The 18,405-nt window shown below is 42.5% G+C and carries 15 protein-coding genes; 10 read left to right on the top strand and 5 right to left on the bottom strand.

All coding sequences use genetic code 11. The features are described 5' to 3' along the window. Window positions 1–35: 35 nt before the first annotated feature. From Q0890_RS05585 to pgsA, 6 genes are all read left to right on the top strand, one after another. Entirely contained in the window at window positions 36–461 is a 426-nt protein-coding gene (locus tag Q0890_RS05585; RefSeq protein WP_299218461.1) for an MgtC/SapB family protein, read from the top strand. A gap of 185 nt (window positions 462–646) precedes the next feature. Continuing rightward, window positions 647–2,041, top strand: a complete 1,395-nt coding sequence (locus Q0890_RS05580) for an amidase family protein (protein ID WP_299218459.1) — start codon at window positions 647–649, stop codon at window positions 2,039–2,041. Window positions 2,042–2,122: 81 nt separating this feature from the next. Continuing rightward, complete coding sequence (locus Q0890_RS05575; protein ID WP_299218457.1) at window positions 2,123–3,028, top strand: polysaccharide deacetylase; 906 nt, start codon at window positions 2,123–2,125, stop codon at window positions 3,026–3,028. 71 nt (window positions 3,029–3,099) lie between these two features. Next, window positions 3,100–3,387, top strand: a complete 288-nt coding sequence (locus Q0890_RS05570) for a hypothetical protein (RefSeq protein WP_299218455.1) — start codon at window positions 3,100–3,102, stop codon at window positions 3,385–3,387. A 5-nt stretch (window positions 3,388–3,392) separates the two neighbouring features. Next, on the top strand, window positions 3,393–4,370 hold the full coding sequence (locus Q0890_RS05565) for a GTP-binding protein (RefSeq protein ID WP_299218453.1): 978 nt from the start codon (window positions 3,393–3,395) through the stop codon (window positions 4,368–4,370). 527 nt (window positions 4,371–4,897) lie between these two features. Next, entirely contained in the window at window positions 4,898–5,578 is a 681-nt protein-coding gene (pgsA, locus tag Q0890_RS05560; RefSeq protein WP_299218451.1) for a CDP-diacylglycerol--glycerol-3-phosphate 3-phosphatidyltransferase, read from the top strand. A gap of 120 nt (window positions 5,579–5,698) precedes the next feature. Here pgsA and Q0890_RS05555 read toward each other — a convergent pair whose 3' ends face one another. Together Q0890_RS05555 and Q0890_RS05550 are read right to left on the bottom strand one after the other, a co-directional pair. Continuing rightward, on the bottom strand, window positions 5,699–6,193 hold the full coding sequence (locus Q0890_RS05555) for a pyridoxamine 5'-phosphate oxidase family protein (protein ID WP_299218449.1): 495 nt from the start codon (window positions 6,191–6,193) through the stop codon (window positions 5,699–5,701). A gap of 141 nt (window positions 6,194–6,334) precedes the next feature. Further along, complete coding sequence (locus tag Q0890_RS05550; protein ID WP_299218447.1) at window positions 6,335–6,829, bottom strand: pyridoxamine 5'-phosphate oxidase family protein; 495 nt, start codon at window positions 6,827–6,829, stop codon at window positions 6,335–6,337. A gap of 354 nt (window positions 6,830–7,183) precedes the next feature. Between Q0890_RS05550 and purL the strand changes: the two genes are divergently transcribed. Further along, complete coding sequence (gene purL / locus Q0890_RS05545; RefSeq protein WP_299218445.1) at window positions 7,184–11,209, top strand: phosphoribosylformylglycinamidine synthase; 4,026 nt, start codon at window positions 7,184–7,186, stop codon at window positions 11,207–11,209. A gap of 76 nt (window positions 11,210–11,285) precedes the next feature. On the opposite strand, the gene Q0890_RS05540 is transcribed toward purL, so the two are convergent. The 3 genes from Q0890_RS05540 to kbl form a co-directional block, all read right to left on the bottom strand. Beyond that, window positions 11,286–14,366, bottom strand: a complete 3,081-nt coding sequence (locus Q0890_RS05540; protein ID WP_299218443.1) for a DEAD/DEAH box helicase family protein — start codon at window positions 14,364–14,366, stop codon at window positions 11,286–11,288. Between the two features lie 222 nt (window positions 14,367–14,588). Further along, window positions 14,589–15,614: an L-threonine 3-dehydrogenase gene (gene tdh / locus Q0890_RS05535; protein WP_299218441.1), complete on the bottom strand. Its 1,026-nt coding sequence runs from the start codon at window positions 15,612–15,614 to the stop codon at window positions 14,589–14,591. Window positions 15,615–15,701: 87 nt separating this feature from the next. Then, window positions 15,702–16,892 carry a glycine C-acetyltransferase gene (gene kbl / locus Q0890_RS05530; protein WP_299218439.1) on the bottom strand — a complete coding sequence of 397 codons (1,191 nt, stop codon included), beginning with the start codon at window positions 16,890–16,892 and terminating at the stop codon, window positions 15,702–15,704. Between the two features lie 47 nt (window positions 16,893–16,939). Here kbl and Q0890_RS05525 point away from each other — a divergent pair, with 47 nt between their 5' ends. From Q0890_RS05525 to nadS, 3 genes are all read left to right on the top strand, one after another. Beyond that, a complete protein-coding gene (locus tag Q0890_RS05525) occupies window positions 16,940–17,092 on the top strand; it encodes a hypothetical protein (RefSeq protein WP_299218437.1) in 153 nt (50 codons plus the stop codon). Window positions 17,093–17,756: 664 nt separating this feature from the next. Then, window positions 17,757–18,092, top strand: a complete 336-nt coding sequence (locus tag Q0890_RS05520; protein ID WP_299218436.1) for a type II toxin-antitoxin system RelE/ParE family toxin — start codon at window positions 17,757–17,759, stop codon at window positions 18,090–18,092. Beyond that, on the top strand, window positions 18,082–18,363 hold the full coding sequence (gene nadS / locus Q0890_RS05515) for a NadS family protein (protein WP_299218434.1): 282 nt from the start codon (window positions 18,082–18,084) through the stop codon (window positions 18,361–18,363). The genes Q0890_RS05520 and nadS overlap by 11 nt, the downstream gene beginning before the upstream one ends. Window positions 18,364–18,405: the final 42 nt, after the last annotated feature.

Below are 18,405 nucleotides of genomic sequence, written 5' to 3'. Positions count from 1 at the left end.
TAGTTGTAACTTAAAGATAGAGAGCGTCGTAAATTATGTTTGGATTCGATCTAGATATAGACTTAATGCAGTACCATTTTTTTCAATTAAGCATTGCTTTTATATTGTCATTACCGATTGCACTCAATCGTGAAATGAAGGACAACGGTGCAGGACTTAGAACGTTTCCACTGGTGACCATTGCCTCGTGTGCCTTTATGCTAGTCGGTATGGATATCTACGAGTCTGAAGGCGAAGCGAGGATTATGTACGCCATTATCACTGGTATGGGCTTTATCGGTGGTGGCGCTATTTTTAAGAATGAGGAAGGCTCAAAGGGTACCGCGACGGCAGCCAGCTTATGGAACACAGGTGCTATCGGTATTTCAGTGGCTTATGGTCGTTATGAGATAGCGATTATTTTATCTGTGGTGGGTTTTTTAATACTACAATTTTCGGAGCCATTTAAAGTTGAAAAATAGGTGATGGTAGTCAAGCAATCATATATTTCATTGTGAATAATTTATATAACCATTATAAACTCAGAGGATTGTTTCTTATTGGTAAATACAAAGATTTTACTTATGGATGCCAATTGACTCCTCTGTTTTTTTAGCCTATGGTTGATAATACAATCTCTAAGAAAATCAATAATATGGAGTACGTTGTGAGCGAACGGATTGTGAGCAAAATTACCAAAGAGTCTGTGTCAGCGCTAGATATGGCAGCTCGCCTCGATGAAGGTAGTCTTTGTCCGGTTGCACTGGTAGAAGAGACGTTTGCAAACATCCGCTCTTCCGATCCCGCTATTTTTACAGAGTTGTTTGAGGCGCGCGCATTAAAAGAAGCGCATGCTTCTAGGCAACGTCGCCGTGACGGTAAGCCACTAAGCCCGTGGGATGGTATCCCTATCGCATGGAAAGACCTTTTTGATATAAAAGGTCGGGTAACCACCGCAGGCTCTGTGATTCTTAAATCTAACGTGCCTGCCCTTTGTGATGCCAATATGGTGGCCAATGCCTCTCAAGCAGGCCTTGTGTCAATTGGCTGTCTTAATATGACCGAGTTTGCTTATTCTGGCCTTGGTCTCAATCCACATTTTGGTACACCCAAGAACCCTCATGGCTCAGGCCCTGCTCGCATTCCTGGCGGCTCGTCTTCAGGGTGCGGGGTAGCTGTCGCCCGCGGACTGGTGCCATTGGCTATCGGCAGTGATACTGGTGGCTCGATACGCATTCCTGCTGGACTAAATGGCATAGTCGGCTATAAAGGCTCTAGCGTTGCGTTTCCAACTGGTGGCACGTTGCCGCTCTCACCGACGCTAGACACCTTTGGTCCGCTTGCAGCTGATCTAAAAAGCTGTATTGGCGCGGCGCAAATTCTCAACGGACGTGCAATCGCCATACCCAAACCTTCACCTATTGACCAACTCAAATTTTTTATTCCCAGTAATGTCGTCTTTGAAAACGCGCAAGATGCGGTAATCCAAAATTTTGAAGCTTCTGTCCGTGCACTTGAGCAGGCAGGGGCGACAATCACTCGCGGAGTATGTGATGAGTTTGACGATATAGGGGCGCTTGCCCGTAAGCATGGCTACTTAGTTGGGCCAGAGGCGCTAGATGTGCATTGGGATCTGGTACATTCGGCACAGGCAAAGCAGATAGATCCAAGAATCCTTGACCGTATTCTTGATGCAGGAGAGATGAGTGCGCGAGATTTGCTTGTCATTCAACGGAAGCGCGCAAGATTGATTGAAAAAAACCGTCAAGTTTTAGATAAGCAAATTGTGCTGTTTCCAACCACGCCTATTACGGCGCCTAAGCTTAAACCGCTTGAAGAAGACGATGACTTGTACTTGCAAACCAACAAACTGATGCTGCGCAATACGGCTCTAGGTAATTTTTTGGACTGGTGCGGCGTCGCTTTACCAAATGGGCTAGATGAAAATCAGATGCCTACTAGTATTTTGCTATCGATGACCAGCGGCCGAGACAGTGATTTGTTAGCGGCAGCGCTGAGTGTCGAAAGTATATTACTCAAAGCCGATGACAGATCTACATAGAAGCGGTTCAATAACTATCAAGTAAGTAAAGACAAGACCCCAAACAAAGGCTATTAACCTATACCATCAAAGGAGTGAGACATGAGTAAAAAAACCATTATATGTGGCTTTGGTACAGATGTGGATTCAGTAGCAGGATGGATTGGATCGTACGGTGGCGGCGATAGCCCCTCAGACATTCAGCGCGGCGTCTGGGCATCTGAAGTTGGTGTACCACGGTTATTAAGGTTATTTAAAAAATACGATCTACGCACCTCGTTTTTTATTCCTGGTCATAGCATCGAAACTTTTCCAGACATCGCCAAAATGATCGTCGATCATGGTCACGAAGTAGGCGCGCATGGATATTTGCACGAGAACCCCATTGCCATGACCCGCGCTCAAGAAGAGGCAGTCATGGAAAAGTCGGTTGAGCTGATTACCAAGCTGACGGGTCAAAGCCCGCGTGGCTATGTGGCACCGTGGTGGGAGATGTCAGCTGCGACCCCTGAAATCTTAGCCAAATATAATTTTAAATATGACCATAGCCAAGGTTACCGTGATTTTCAGCCTTTTTATGCTCGAGTTGGCGATGATTGGAACGTTATTGACTACTCAAAAACGGCAGAAGAATGGATGCATCCTATGACCCATGGCGACGAGATCGATTTGGTCGAGATTGCTGCCAACTGGTGTGTGGATGATTTACCCCCAATGCTGTTTATGAAAAATGTCCCTAACAGCCATGGATTTGTCAACCCACGCGATATCGAGCAAATGTGGCGTGATCAGTTTGACTGGGTCTACCGTAATATGGACTATGCCGTGTTTCCCTTCACGATTCATCCGGATGTCTCTGGACGTCCACATGTACTCATGATGCTTGAGCGTCTAATTGACTATATCAACGGTCATGAAGGGGTTGTTTGGATGCCATTCGAAGATATCGCTGCTGATTTTCGCACACGTTTCCCATTTGAAGGTGGTAAGCGTCCGGAAGTTATTTGAACGCTGCATTGATAAATTTATGGATCTTAGTGGCATGGTTAAAGTACTGGTCACTTATAGGGAGAAGAGTCATGTGTAATGGATGTGGAAACCCAGCTGCCCCAGGGCATTGGACAGAAGCAGGCGCTCAAAAAGGCAGCATTCGCATGAGAGCAATGTTTCAAAGAATATCTGTCTTAAAGCGGGTGCTAAAACCTTATGGGTTCTCAGTTTATGCTGATGGGGTAATTCCGCAGCTTCAGCTGATATGTCCAGGCGGGGCCCGCGTCATGGTTGATAATCTAACTGAGCTGTGGGCTGAAGTAGAACGTCGTCAAGGTTTTGTAATCGATCCGTTGGCACCCCACTCTATGGCTTGACTTCAATGCAAACCTCACAAGACAATCGTCTCAATATCGTTCTACTAAGCGGCTATCTGGGGTCAGGTAAGACCACGTGGCTGCGACATGCGCTTTTTACTAAGAGGTTTGGCCGTGCTCAAGTATTCACCCAAGAAGCGGCCGAGCAGCCTGTTGATGATTTGCTGTTGGGCGAAGCAATGAGTGTCAATGTTCTGACTGGAACCGCAGGTACTCCAAAAGGTAAAGAGGAGCTCATATCAGCACTGCTTACGGTTGCCGAATCCAGAACGAACGGACAAACGAGCGATTTGGCCACTGCTCAGCCTGATGCTCTTATTCCTGATACCTTGGTTATAGAAACCAGTGGCTTGGCTGATCCCAAAGAAATCATAGTCGCCATCAAAGAGCATCCGATTCTCATTTACCATTTTGCGCTCAAAGAAACCATTATTATGGTTGATGCGCTACATTTTCATGTGGCGCTAAAAACGGATGTATTGTGTCGTCAGCAGATACTGTCGGCTGATCGCATTGTCATTGCAAAATCAAAAGAAGTAGCTGAGCAGTCCCTATCAAACCTTGTCTCGACTATTAGTAACATCAATCCAGCTGTCCCAATCTCCTTATCCACATTCGGCGTCGAAAGCCCTGTACCTAAACTACCAGCGCCGACCGAAATCTATGAGACGACTCTTGTCAATGGGGTTGTTCCAACGACTGTGGTTTCGCTGCCGATTCCTAAAGAAGTCGGTTGGGTTGAGTTTACCGTTTGGCTATCGGCGTTGCTGCATGCGCGGGGAGATACGATTCTGCGAGTCAAGGGCGTTTTACATACAGATGAAGGTCCGCTATTGCTACAATCTGTACGCAAAGTCATGCAGCAACCTGAGATTCTCCCTGCTGTCAAAAGTAGTTTTACATCCAAAGATATTGTATTTATAGGGGAAGGTATGAATCAAGAAGCATTGCTCGCTTCTTTGTCCTCTTTTTTTGGAGAATAGCCCTAAAAGCGAAGTATATACTTATATAAGTTTTTAATAGGTAGTGGCAAAATCATTAAGTTACTATAATTTTAATAAATAGAGTTTAGAGATTTTGATAAATAGGGTTCAGAAATTTAAGACAAAAAAAGACCCACAGAGGAGGAAACTGTGGGCTGAGGAAAACTGAGTATGTAGTGTGTCTACAATTACAGTAAGAACTTATTATTTTTATAGAGATTCTAGCGTTATCAGAAACATAAACAGTTATAATTTGAAGTGAAAACTCAGTGTACAACTGTTTCTTCTAATATATTTATATTACCTGATGTTCTCCTCAATTGGCTACTTAAATTACATGAAGTTACTCTTAAGAGAGTTTTAATACAATGTCACATTTTGAAATATTTTATTTGTTAGAACTTTTCGTTCAATAAGCGTTTTTTCTCAAAATAGTATCGATAAACTCGCAGAAGATGGCATGACGCAATACAAGAAAAATGCTAAGCTAGCAGGCATTCTTATGTCTATATAACACTAGGCTTACCATGACCGAAAGCACACAACTGCATACAAAAGAGCCGCTACAACCGCAAAACGACAAAAGCATTTTTAATCTACCCAATAATCTTACTATTGCGCGTATTTTGATGATTCCATTGTTTGTAGCGATAGCTTACTGGCCGCCAGCCATGGGTATTGGCATGCCTGCTATCTCAGACAATGTCATCGCGCGGGTAGGGATGAGTGAGTTTAGTGACAGTTTACTACGGCATTTATTGTTAACTGGGGTGTTTGTTGTCGCTGCCATTACAGATTGGCTCGATGGCTACTTTGCTCGTAAGCTTAATGTGATGTCGGCTTTTGGACGGTTTTTAGATCCAGTCGCTGATAAACTGATGGTCGCAGCAGCGCTGATTATTTTGGTACAGTGGCATCCTAATATCATTATGGCGATAGCAGCGATTGTGATTATCTCTCGTGAGATTGCAGTATCGGCATTAAGGGAGTGGATGGCAGAGCTTGGCAATCGTACTAGTGTGGCAGTCTCGTATGTAGGCAAGCTTAAGACGACGTTTCAGATGATAGCCATCACGGTGCTCCTATTAAACTGGGAGTCGCTTGAGATGATAGGGTATGTATTGATGGTCGCTGCAGTGATTTTGACTTTATGGTCGATGTTTATTTATTTAAAAGCAGCATGGCCATATTTAAAACAAAGTGGATAGATAGAGCGTGTTAATACTGATTTAATCTCATTTACGTGCACAATGTTACATAAAAAAAGCCAGTGCGATAAGCGACTGGCTTTTTTTATGCATAACATCTATTGACGTCTAAATAAACTATCAGAGTTCTACTGAAAAATTCTCACCCAAGCTCTTTTCAATGGCAGTATCTGTGACTGCCGCTGCCGTCATTTTGACAGCGCTAGTAATGGCGTTACCATTTTCCCAATATTCTGCACCATGAGGGACGACTTTAATTAACTGTACCCCTGGGTCTTCTTTACCTTGTTCAAAATAAGCGTTGTACATTACTGACCACAGCTCATCAAGCTTTTCTCGATCTTCGATCAATTCAGCCTTACCAGTGATAGACAAATAGCTTTTGTCATCTTGGCTGACGTAAGCCAGATTTACTTCTGGATTTTTATTAATATTATCAACAGTGTCAGAAGGTGTGTGACCGATAAACCAAATCTCTTTAGCACCGATGCTGGTTTCCGTGGTATTCATTGGGCACGAATGGAGATGGTTTTCATGATTGCGAGTGGTCATCATCGTATACTTGATATTGTTTACCATCGCTTGGATTTTGTCCATCTTTTCTTGTTTACTCATAATAGTTGTCCTTTACTATTTAAAATATTGAGGTTTACATGCTATAAAACTTACATACTATAAAAAACGCCAATAAACAATGGCTTACTGGCGTCTCAAATTATCAAACTGCTCATTTTTACAATATAAAAGACGCTTATATTATAAAGATACAGAGAACTGCTCGCCAATATCTTCTGCAGTCTTACCATCTTGTACCGCGGCTGTGGCCATCTTAAACATGTTTACAGTAGAGCTACCACTCAACCAGCATTCTACGCCATGTGGTACCACTTTAATAAGTTGTACATTTGGGTCTTCTTTGCCATGCTCAAAAAACGCATTGTAGACAGGTGACCATAGCTCATCTAGCTTATCTTTGTCTGTTGGCAGCTCTGCATTGGCACTGACAGAGACGTAGTCTTTTTCGTCTTGAGTGGCATAAGACAAGCCTATTTTTTGATTGTCTTGAATATCTTTTACGACATCTGAGGTTTTGTCACCGATAAACCAAATCTCTTTATCAGCGATACTGGCTTCACTCGTCGTCATCGGCCACGCGTGCACATCACCTTTACTATTAATAGTGCTCATCATGGCAAACTTTACGTCTTTAATTACGTCTTGGATTTTATCGATTTGTTCTTGTTTATTCATAATAGATATCCTTATTACATTAAAATTGAAATTATTGTGAAAACTGTGTTAATGGTTTTAATTATTAGCTGGTTGTAGAATAACGATAGTTGCCTGCCTGATTATATAGGTTGCCCGTAAGACGATGTGAGCGTTTGTAAAACGTATAAGAGTTAAGTAAAAAATATATCAGATTGGGCAAAAGTTTGCTGATAAAAAGAAATAGATATCGTAACAACAGCTCATAAATTATTTATAAGTAGGGTAGGCAATTTATCAAGGTTTACCACTGCTTATTATGAGCCTTCTTGTTATAATACACGGACCATTTACTTTGCATGGCAGAGATGCCTTGATCTTACGGATTATGCCTTTATGATGACCATCGCCGGACAACCGTTTCTTACCGATTTTCAGACGCAGCAACTCATCAGTCAGTTTCAGCAAAAAACCGAGCTAAATGTCAGCCAAATCAATACCCAGCAGGTGTATGTATTATCACGCAAACTTGAAGGTGATGAGCAGAAAAAAGCGCTGGACCTATTTGGTATTAAAGAGGATGCCCAACTTACCACCTCGCAAGACAACCAATTACAAGTGATTGTTAGTCCACGTTTTGGTACGATCTCCCCTTGGGCCAGTAAAGCGACCGATATCTTTAATAATTGTGACATTAAGATCAATCGTGTCGAGCGGGTGATTGTTTATACGCTAACCCTTGATGGAACAACAGACGGTGAGATAAGTACAACATTGCCTGCTGCCGCTGAGCAATTGTTGTTTGACCGCATGACCCAGAGCTTGGTTTATGACTTAGATGATGTAAATAAACTGTTTGACGATGAAGCGCCAGCCTCGCTTAATCATATCGATGTGATTGGGCAAGGTCAGTCAGCACTAGAGTCAGCCAACACAGAGTTCGGCTTTGCGTTATCGAGTGAAGATATTGATTATCTGATGAATGCTTACGTCAATGAACTTAAGCGTAACCCAACGGACGTTGAGCTGATGATGTTTGCACAGGCCAACTCAGAGCATTGCCGTCATAAGATATTTAATGCCCAGTGGACGGTCGATGGCGAGGTACAGCCAAAATCCTTGTTCCAAATGATTAAAAACACGTATCAGTCGAATCCACAAGGTATCTTATCTGCTTATAAAGACAACGCTGCAGTGATGGCAGGGGCAGAAGGAATGCGCTTTTACTCTATTCCTACTGACGCTCAAGATCCTAATGCTGCCCATCCTTACAATTTTCATCAAGAAGAAATCGATATCTTAATGAAAGTCGAAACCCATAACCATCCAACCGCGATCGCCCCTTATGCAGGTGCAGCGACGGGTGCAGGCGGTGAAATTCGTGATGAAGGGGCAACGGGCCGCGGCGGTAAGCCAAAAGCTGGTCTGACGGGCTTTCATGTGTCACATCTGCATATCCCAGAGCTTGCGGAAAAGTGGGAGACATCAGGTCAGTTAAGCACGCAGGACTATGGTACGCCCGATCGTATGGCCACCAGTCTTGAGATTATGACGGAGGCACCACTCGGCTCCGCCAACTTCTCAAACGAATTTGGTCGTCCAAACTTATGCGGTTATTTCCGTAGTTTTCAATTAGATACGTCAGCGGCAAAAGACGGTAGCGAGATGCGCGGCTATCACAAGCCGATCATGCTGGCAGGTGGTTACGGCAATATCAAACGCAACCTCATTGAAAAAAATGCCATTCAACAAGGTGATTTATTAATCGTCCTTGGTGGCCCTGCGATGCAAATCGGTCTAGGCGGCGGTGCGGCGTCTTCAGTCGATAGCGGTGAGCTGGACGAAGGCTTAGACTTTGCCTCAGTACAGCGTGATAACGCTGAGATGGAGCGTCGCTGTCAAGAAGTCCTCGATCGCTGCTGGGCCCTCGCTGGTAATGAGAAGCCTGGTAACGATATCGATGCAAGTAACAACAGTCAAGACGGCAACCCAATTGTTTCTCTCCACGACGTCGGAGCCGGTGGTCTGTCTAATGCGATGCCAGAGCTGGTCAACGATCATGAAATGGGCGCGGTGCTCAATCTACGTAAAATCCCGTCGTTAGAAGCTGGCATGTCGCCGATGGCCATTTGGTCAAACGAAGCACAAGAGCGCTATGTACTAGCGATTCGCCCAGAGAGTAAAGATCAGTTTGATGCGATCTGTGCGCGTGAGCGCTGCCCGTATGCCATCTTAGGGGAAGCGACGGAAGTACGTCAGCTGGTCGTTAATGATGAGTTGCTCTCTGAGCAGCCAGTTGATATGCCGATGCAAGTATTGCTCGGTGGTACACCAAAAATGCAGCGCAGCTTTGAGCGTCAAGAGAGTACATTGCCAGCGTTAGAGCTTAATAACTTTAATTTGTCCGAATCCATTAAAGACGTACTACGTCATCCAACCGTTGCGAGCAAATCATTCCTAATCAGCATCGGTGACCGTTCTATCACGGGTATGGTGGTGCGTGATCAGTATGTGGGTCGCTATCAGGTGCCAGTCGCTGACTGTGCGGTGACTGCATCAGGATTGGTTGCGTTAGATGGTCAACCTATGAGCGGTGAAGCAATGAGCGTTGGCGAGCGTACGCCAGTCGCCTTGATTAGCCCTAAAGCCTCTGCACGCTTAGCGGTCGGTGAGGCGATTACCAATATCGCCGGTGCGCGTATTGCGCAGCTGTCTGATATCACCATGTCAGCGAACTGGATGGCCGCTTGCGGTGATGACGCGGAAGACGCGGCATTATTCGACGCGGTACATACTGTCGGTGAAGAGCTATGCCCAGCACTTGGTATTGCTATCCCAGTTGGTAAAGATTCGCTATCGATGCGTGCCAACTGGACGGATAACGATAAAGACGGCAGCAAAGATAAGTCAGTCGTCTCGCCAATGAGCTTGGTCATTACGGCTTTTGCACCAGTGACAGACGTGGCAAAAACCCTCACCCCTGAGCTCATCAATGGCGATAGCGCGTTTTACCGTATTGATTTATCCAAAGGCAAACTGCGCCTTGGTGGCTCAATCCTTGCACAAACAGCAAGTCAATTGGGTAATGAGTGTCCTGACCTTGATAAGCCTAGCGATTTAATCGACTTCTTTAACTTTATCCAAGCGGGTAACGCGCAAGGCGTCATTAGCGCCTATCACGATATCGGTGATGGTGGTTTGCTGGCAACGATTGCAGAGATGCAATTTACCAGCCGTCAAGGTATCAAGCTGTCGTTGGCTGATGAAAATCTGCTCGGTCAATTATTCAGTGAAGAGCTGGGCGCAGTGATTCAAGTATTACCCGAAAACGTCGCGGCCTTGATGCAACTGGCAGAAGAGTTTAACGTCAGCGATATGCTAAGCCTCGTCGGTCAAAGCACTGAGGAAGACAGCCTGATTATCCAGACGCCACTGCATATGGGTGATGATACCTTGCGCTTTAGCCGAAGCGAGCTGCAACAAGAGTGGAGTCAGGTCAGCTATCAAATCGCCCGTCGCCGTGATAATCCAGAATGCGTGCAGCAAGAGTATGACTTGATTAGCGATGCCAGTTATCAAGGTCTCATCGCTGCGCCAAACTTCGATCTCAATCAAAAGGTCGAAGAACCGTACTTGGGCAGCCGCGACAATAAACCAAGAGTCGCCATCTTGCGTGAGCAAGGCGTTAACGGTCAGTCAGAGATGGCAGCAGGCTTTACCCAAGCTGGCTTTGAAGCGGTCGATGTGCACATGAGTGACTTGCTAGAAGGTCGCATTAATCTACGTGACTTCGACGGTCTGGTCGCTTGTGGTGGCTTTAGTTATGGTGATGTACTCGGTGCAGGCTCTGGCTGGGCGAACTCTATCTTGTTCCATGACGAGCTACGCATGCAGTTTGTGCGCTTCTTTGCCCGCCCTGACACCTTTAGCCTCGGCGTCTGTAACGGCTGTCAGATGATGGCGCAGTTAAAAGACCTTATCCCAGGCGCGGAAAACTTCCCACGCTTCATCGCTAATAAATCCGCACGTTTTGAAGCGCGTACGGTCAACGTAAAAGTCGAGCGCACCAAGTCGATCCTGTTCAAAGGCATGCAAGACAGCATCTTGCCTATCGCTGTGGCGCACGGTGAAGGCTATGCCACATTAGACAACACCGAAATCGACGGTATGGCAAAACACGGTCAGCTCGCCATGCGTTATGTCGATAGCCAAGGTCATCCAACCGAGACCTATCCGCTCAATCCAAACGGTTCGCTCGGCGGTGTCACGGGTCTATGTAGCACCGATGGTCGCGTCACCCTCATGATGCCGCATCCTGAGCGCACGCTAAAAGCTTATAATCACAGCTGGAAGCCAGAAGAGTGGGATGAGGACGGCGCGTGGATGCGGATGTTCCGTAATGCTCGTGCTTGGTTTAGATAGGATAAGTTGGTTTAGAGTATTGTTGTAAGCATAAAAAAAGGTGGGCGTAATGCTCACCTTTTTTATGATCTTAAAACTAAGGAGATACAAAGAGCTTTAATTCTACTTCATAATTTGAGAACTGGGTTAACCAAGTATCAATTAGTTGATAGGCTTGTTTACTCGTACCTTCAGCAGTAGATATATTTTCCATTTGTTTTTTAAAATGACTTGCTGAAAAACCATTGCCAACAACAATCCACATTTCTTTTTTAACTAATACATCTTTACGTCGTTTATCAATTTCCCCAAGAACGTCATCTAGTGTCTCAGGTTTTTGAAATAAATTTAAATCATAGAACCCATTGAATAGTCTAATTCGGCTATCTAGCTCAACTTTATTAGAGTTTTCATTACCTACTGACCATTTTTTTCTCAACCATGTATCGTTAGAATAGCGCTCAAACTTTTGGCCTACTAAAGCATGAAGGTTTTTAACAGCTTGACTTCCTACCTCGGCTATAGCATTGACGCCTGACTTAGGGCTGCTTCTAGCATCTCCACATTTTACATGAACCATGACTAACTTATCTGGTGATGATAAGATAAAATCTGCAGGCTCTGTACCCATATCTGTACACAAGACAAGGTCTACATTTGCTAAATAATTATAAAAATATCCTAAAGTTGATAGATTAGGGTCACTGTTTCTTATATTTGATAGCTTATCAATTTCATGAAAGATTGAGTTATATCCAAAACTATTTATAGTCGTATTTGCTTCATCCTTTTCTGACAAAGCCTTTTCTAAAAGACAGTCCAAGGGGATTATTTTTGACATCAAGTTCTTGTTTAGCTCTCCACTTTCAGTAGGCATTCGTGATTCAAAAAAATTTCCTTTTAAAAACACAACACCGCTATTATATAATAGCTTCACATTCTCATTATTCAGAATATCTTCATGTTTCAATAAAGTGCTTTCTTTATAAAAACTTAACTCATCACTAGTAATTATACAAAGGTTATTCTCATTATCAAAATAAAGTTGGACTTTAATATGTTCAGAATTGAATTTATCTATACAAAGAGTAAACTTAGCCGAAGGAAGAATATTAGTAGAGTAACTAAGTACAGGACTCAAGTCGCAAATATCTAAAAGAGAAAATCCTTGATCATATACTCTATAAATATAATCACTATCAAGGTGATAAGTGATATTTCCGTAATTAAACGATAAATTTTCAATATCTGTGAAGTCTAATATACACGCAGAAGGCTCTTCCTTTGGGACAGAGTCGGTGTGTTTGGCAAATGAGCCGACGAAATTACTTTGTAATGTATAACTACTTTGAAACCTATCATAAATATTAGCTAGCCATTCAGTAAATTCTTGATAACTAAATCTACGCTTCTTTTGATCAGAAACTCTGCCAGACTCTACCCCTAAATAATATGAATCGTCAATTTTCTTACTTAAATTATTGATACTATTAAACTTACCTGTCGTAATAGCATAGACGGAATTAGTTGCAGGATGGTTTATAGCTTCTAAGTCACCTATATAAGAAATACCTTCAGGCCTATGGTTGCTTGTTAGTAAAGCTCGAGTATTAGCTTGCTTAGTTAGAGTTGTTTTATCAGGATGTGAAATCACTTTAAACAGCGTATCCATATTTACTGCTTTCCCGATTCCTAAATCATTATCATAACTAAATGTTCGACCTTGACTGTCGAAAATCGCTATATAATCATTGCCAAGTTCCTTCACTATCATAATCTCTAATGATGGTTCAAAAAATAAACTATCTTTTAGAAAGCGTGAGTTATTAAATACTATTGAAGTTACTATGCCAAGCTCAGAATAATATTTTGATAGAGCGCCTTGACGGTTAAACTCCCAATATAATTTATCCAAACAATCGGTTAAATCAAAATCTGAGTTTTTCTCGTAAAAACAAACTGATGCCAATGGGATTTCAAGAGACTCAATAGGATCAAACCCTTCAAAATCAAATTTTTTCTTAAAGCCGGAGTTGTAATAACTATATTCAGGGAACTCATCGATATAGCTTTCAATTAAAACAGCCGTATCTAGTGTTTTGATAAATTTCTCAGCAGTTTTATTGTTAGATAGGTATTCGTCAAACTCTCTAAAATTGCTCCATAAGTCCAAATTTTTATTATTACTCAGTCCTATGACATAAGGTTGATAATCTCCGTATATCCTTACAACTCTACCTACTGTTTGAACTAATTCTCTGCCGCTACTGATAGGGTAAGTTAAAATGAGTATTTTAGCTTGAGGTATATCAACTCCTTCATCTAATTTTTTTTGATGGATAATCACCTCATAATCTTTATCACTAATGTTCGCTGGTACATTTTGCAATGTATTTTCATTACTTGATTTTGCATACTGTTCATGAATAGCAGCAGTGTTAAACTCTGTTTTCATCAAGTCAAAATATTCTTGAACATCTGAAAATTCTTTACATTTTATTATGCAAACCGAGTCAGGTTGTGAGGCTTTTATCTCTCTAATCCTCTCAAACAATCTGTCTTTAGCAACCACTTCAAAAATTGGTTCTAAAATATCCTGATTCTCAACTGCTGTTTTAAATGTATATATGTGATGATGTTTTACATCAATATCAAAGCTAAATAAGTCGTTTCTATAGGGTGTAGCTGTAATAATTATCTTTTTGCACTCGAATTTTTTGACAGCTTTACTCCATTTTGAGGCTGGCTCAGCATGACCTTCATCAAATATTACTAAATCAATCTTATCTTTTATCGATTCTAATTCAGATTCAGAAAGCATTGTAATTGTTTGGATTGTAGTACAATAAACACCTTTTTTTTCGAAGTTGTTAATACCTTTGAATACCGTTTTAAGGTTTGATATATCAGCTGCGTTACCTAGGATTTTTTTATGAAAGTCACCTTTCAGTTGTTTTGCCAGTTGGTCACAGACAGCCCTTCTATGGGTAAGGATTAACACTCGTTTAGATTTAGAGTTATGACTAGCTATACAGATAACGCCACTTTTACCAGCGCCAGTTGGCAAGCTTATTAGACATGATCTTTCACTCTTTGATCGAAGATATTTAGATATTGTGTCTAAACTTGTCTTCTGACAATCTCTTAATCTTTCAATAACTTCTTCACTTATTTTCATAGTGGCTCTTCTAGATTCATGAAATAGCTTACATTATTTGATAATTTAATTGACATTAAGTTTACTACAAAAAAAGAGTGACTCTATAAAAAGAGTGCCTCTTTTTTTTTGAACTTAAGACTTCTTAATATCCAAAAAAAACGGCACTTAAATCAGTGCCGTTTTACGAATCATAATAATTTGAAAGCTAACCACGATTCTTCAAATACTGAATCATCAAAATCAATCCCAGCTTAAAATCACCTTACCGCATTGCCCACTTTCCATAATATCAAAGCCTTCTTGAAAGTCATCGATGTGCATGCGATGGGTAATGATGGGCGACAAATCAATACCGCTAATCAGCATTTGCTCCATCTGATACCACGTCTCCCACATCTCACGGCCATAAATACCTTTTAGAGTTAATGCCTTAAAAATAATCTTGCTCCAATCCACCGTAGTGGTATTAGGTAAAATGCCTAAAAGAGAGATTTTAGAGCCGTTATACATGTTATTAATCATCGAATTAAAAGCCTGAGGCGAGCCTGACATCTCAAGCCCAACATCAAAGCCGTGCATGTTTAACTCATCGATGGCGCCTTCGATGGTCTCACCTTTGGCTGGGTTTACGGTCATCGTAGCGCCCATTTTTTTGGCAAGCTCCAAGCGATAATCACTGATATCACTCGCCACGATATTGCGCGCTCCTGCAAAGCGGCAAATTGCCGCTGCCATTGAACCAATCAGCCCTGCACCCGTAATCAGCACATCCTCCCCAAGTACAGGAAATGATAAAGCGGTATGCGTGGCGTTGCCAAAGGGGTCCATAATGGCTGCCATATCGTCGCTGATACGCTCATCAAGTTTGATGGCGTTATCGGCAGGTATTACCAAATATTCGGCAAATGCGCCATCGCGGTCAACGCCCACGCCGATAGTGTTTTCGCACACGTGTAGTTTACCACGGCGACAGTTACGGCAATGCCCGCAAGCGATATGCCCCTCTCCAGTGACTCGGTCACCCACTTCAAAATGCTTCACACCATCACCCACTTCACTAATGATACCGACATATTCATGTCCGATAATCATTGGCGTCTTGATGGTTTTTTGTGACCACTCATCCCATTTATAAATGTGCAAATCTGTACCACAAATGGCGGTTTTTTTAACTTTTATTTTAACGTCATTGATGCCAACCTTTGGTTCTGGCACATCTTGCATCCAGATGCCTTTTTTATCATGGGCTTTAACCAGTGCTTTCATACTTCTCTCTTATTTAATTGCATTACATTTCATTGTTGAATTCAGTAGGCAAATACCGAACTACTTGTAGGGCGTGTTGAATACGCTCTAATCAATCACTTTCATTTGCTTAGCGACTTTGATAAAGGCGGCGATACACTGGTCGAGCTGTTCCTTAGTATGGGCAGCAGAGAGCTGGACACGAATGCGCGCCTCGTCTTTGGGGACGACAGGGTAGAAGAAGCCAATCACATAAATACCTTCTTCAAGTAGCGCATTTGCCATTTGTTGCGAGACATTGGCGTCATAAAGCATCACTGCACAAATGGCTGATTCGGTAGGTTTGATATCGAATCCTGCATCTTGCATTTGCTTCACAAAATAGGCGGTATTTTCATGCAATTTATCTTGTAGGGTATTGTCTTGAGACAGCATATCAAATGCTTTTACCCCAGCGGCAGCCACCATAGGAGGAATAGAGTTTGAAAACAGATACGGGCGTGAGCGTTGACGTAACATCTCAATCATTTCTTTTTTACCAGTCGTAAAGCCGCCGATAGCACCGCCAAACGCCTTACCTAAAGTACCGGTGATAAGCTCAATATCGCCGCGTAGATCAAACAATTCAGTCACGCCGCCGCCAGTGCGACCGACCACGCCTGCTGAATGCGACTCGTCAATCATTACCATGGCATCATATTTTTGTGCCAACGTATAAATCTCATCCATCGGCGCCACGTTACCATCCATCGAAAACACACCGTCGGTGACAATCAAACGAAAACGCTGTGCTTGCGCGGCTTGTAATTGCGTTTCCAAGTCTTGCATATCGGCATTGGCATAGCGATAGCGCGCCGCTTTACATAGGCGCACCCCATCAATGATGGAGGCATGATTTAACGAATCAGAAATAATGGCATCTTCGCTGGTCAATAGTGGTTCAAATGCACCACCATTGGCATCAAAACAGGCTGCATAAAGAATCGTATCTTCGGTATTAAAAAACTTAGAAATCGACGCCTCTAACTGCTTATGTAAATCTTGTGTACCACAAATAAAACGCACCGATGACATACCGTAGCCTGAATCTTCGATGGCTTTGATCGCCGCCTTTTTAATCTCAGGGTGGTCGGACAATCCAAGGTAGTTATTGGCACAGAAGTTGAGCACCTCACGACCATCGGCGATCTTGATTAGCGCATCTTGTGGGGAGGTGATGACGCGCTCAGTTTTATATAGTCCTGCTGTACGTATATCGCTGATTTCTTGCTGTAGATGCTTTTGAAAGGCCTGATACATAAAGATTCCTTTTTTGATATTATGGGAGCCTGCTTGATAATGTAGATATGAAAACTGCTAATAAAACCAAATTATTAAAGTCGCACATCATCCTAAGCTTCAATCAAACCAACGATGTGGGAAGCCAACAATATGGTACGAGCAGCGATACTATCTATAACTCCGTAAGCGGTGATTTTATCATTAGCCCATGGCAATAACTAGCTCAAATAGCTGGTGGATAGGGCTATTTCTTCAAAACTATGCAGCGCGTGCCGAATCACGCCTATACAAACGGTTCGCTCAGCGGCTTATGTAGCACCGACGGTCGCGTCACCATCGTAATGCTGTACTCTAAGCGCAACCTACGCGCGTACAACCACAGCTGGAAACCAGAAGCGTAGATTGATAACGGCGCATAGATGCGGATGTTCCGTAATGCATGGGATTGGTTGTGATAAGCTTAGATTTAAATTATTTTAGACATAAAAAGGTGGGCTTTGGCTCACTTTTTTTGTGTTTGAGACTTGAGGTTTATAAAAATTGGGGAGCATTTCCTGAGAAGCGTTAAAAAATTGCACTGCAATTTTAGCTTCGCAAGTGAAAATTTCTTAAAGGGAATTTTCTATTCCGCTCGTATCCGCTACGAAATTTGCGAAAATGCAAATTCCCTTGCGCTCGGACGAAGCAGTGCTTCGTTATTTCTTCGCTCAGGGCTAGCGGTGACATTGTGTTCTTATAAGTATTCGTCGTGATTTGAGTTTACAAATTAAAAGATCGGTGAGGTGGGGTAGGGCTTTCAACATGAAACGACTCTTCTAGAAATATTGATAGCACTATACGTCAATGACGTATATAATAAGGAATACATAAAAAGGATTTTGGATGCTACATTTTATAGAAACTCCATTGTTTACCAAGCAAGTGTTTAAATTATTAGATGACGATAGCTATAAAGAGCTACAAGCAGATTTAATCAACAATCCAGACCAAGGGGATCTGATCCAAGGGACGGGTGGCGTTAGAAAAACCAGATGGGCACTGAATCAAGGTAAAAGTGGTGGCGTGCGTATCATCTACTATTTTGTTGATAGCCATGGCGTATTCTTTATGTTGCTTGTCTATCCAAAAAATAAAAAGGTTAGCTTATCCAGCCAAGAGAAATCTAGTTTGTATAAGCTAACTCAACAAATCAAAGAGGTATATAACCATGAGCAATGAATTTTACGACGATTTATCTACATCATTGAATCAAGCACTAGCGATTGCCAAAGGTGAAGCTGAGCCTAGCCGAAAGTTCAGCCATGAGATGCCTGATATTAAATTGATCCGTAATAAGACAGGACTATCGCAGCAGCAATTCGCCGATAAACTAAATATTAGCCCGCGTACCTTACAAAACTGGGAACAAGGTACTAGAAACCCAACAGGGGCAGCGGTTACCTTGATGCGATTATTAGATAAGCAACCTGATTTGATTGCTGAGGCTTGATGAGTAATTTTAAGAAACAAAATTATCACTATTATTTGAAGT

Origin of the sequence: uncultured Psychrobacter sp., assembly GCF_947488565.1 — a bacterium.
Taxonomy (GTDB): Bacteria; Pseudomonadota; Gammaproteobacteria; order Pseudomonadales; family Moraxellaceae; genus Psychrobacter; species Psychrobacter saeujeotis.
This window is presented reverse-complemented; position numbering and strand designations above follow the sequence as displayed.

Coding starts and splice junctions, on each gene's coding strand:
- Q0890_RS05585 (WP_299218461.1), top strand. CDS start 36: ATGTTTGGATTCGATCTAGATATAGACTTAATGCAGTACCATTTTTTT.
- Q0890_RS05575 (WP_299218457.1), top strand. CDS start 2,123: ATGAGTAAAAAAACCATTATATGTGGCTTTGGTACAGATGTGGATTCA.
- Q0890_RS05570 (WP_299218455.1), top strand. CDS start 3,100: ATGTGTAATGGATGTGGAAACCCAGCTGCCCCAGGGCATTGGACAGAA.
- Q0890_RS05565 (WP_299218453.1), top strand. CDS start 3,393: ATGCAAACCTCACAAGACAATCGTCTCAATATCGTTCTACTAAGCGGC.
- pgsA (WP_299218451.1), top strand. CDS start 4,898: ATGACCGAAAGCACACAACTGCATACAAAAGAGCCGCTACAACCGCAA.
- Q0890_RS05555 (WP_299218449.1), bottom strand. CDS start 6,193: ATGAGTAAACAAGAAAAGATGGACAAAATCCAAGCGATGGTAAACAAT.
- Q0890_RS05550 (WP_299218447.1), bottom strand. CDS start 6,829: ATGAATAAACAAGAACAAATCGATAAAATCCAAGACGTAATTAAAGAC.
- purL (WP_299218445.1), top strand. CDS start 7,184: ATGATGACCATCGCCGGACAACCGTTTCTTACCGATTTTCAGACGCAG.
- Q0890_RS05540 (WP_299218443.1), bottom strand. CDS start 14,366: ATGAAAATAAGTGAAGAAGTTATTGAAAGATTAAGAGATTGTCAGAAG.
- tdh (WP_299218441.1), bottom strand. CDS start 15,614: ATGAAAGCACTGGTTAAAGCCCATGATAAAAAAGGCATCTGGATGCAA.
- kbl (WP_299218439.1), bottom strand. CDS start 16,892: ATGTATCAGGCCTTTCAAAAGCATCTACAGCAAGAAATCAGCGATATA.
- Q0890_RS05525 (WP_299218437.1), top strand. CDS start 16,940: ATGAAAACTGCTAATAAAACCAAATTATTAAAGTCGCACATCATCCTA.
- Q0890_RS05520 (WP_299218436.1), top strand. CDS start 17,757: ATGCTACATTTTATAGAAACTCCATTGTTTACCAAGCAAGTGTTTAAA.
- nadS (WP_299218434.1), top strand. CDS start 18,082: ATGAGCAATGAATTTTACGACGATTTATCTACATCATTGAATCAAGCA.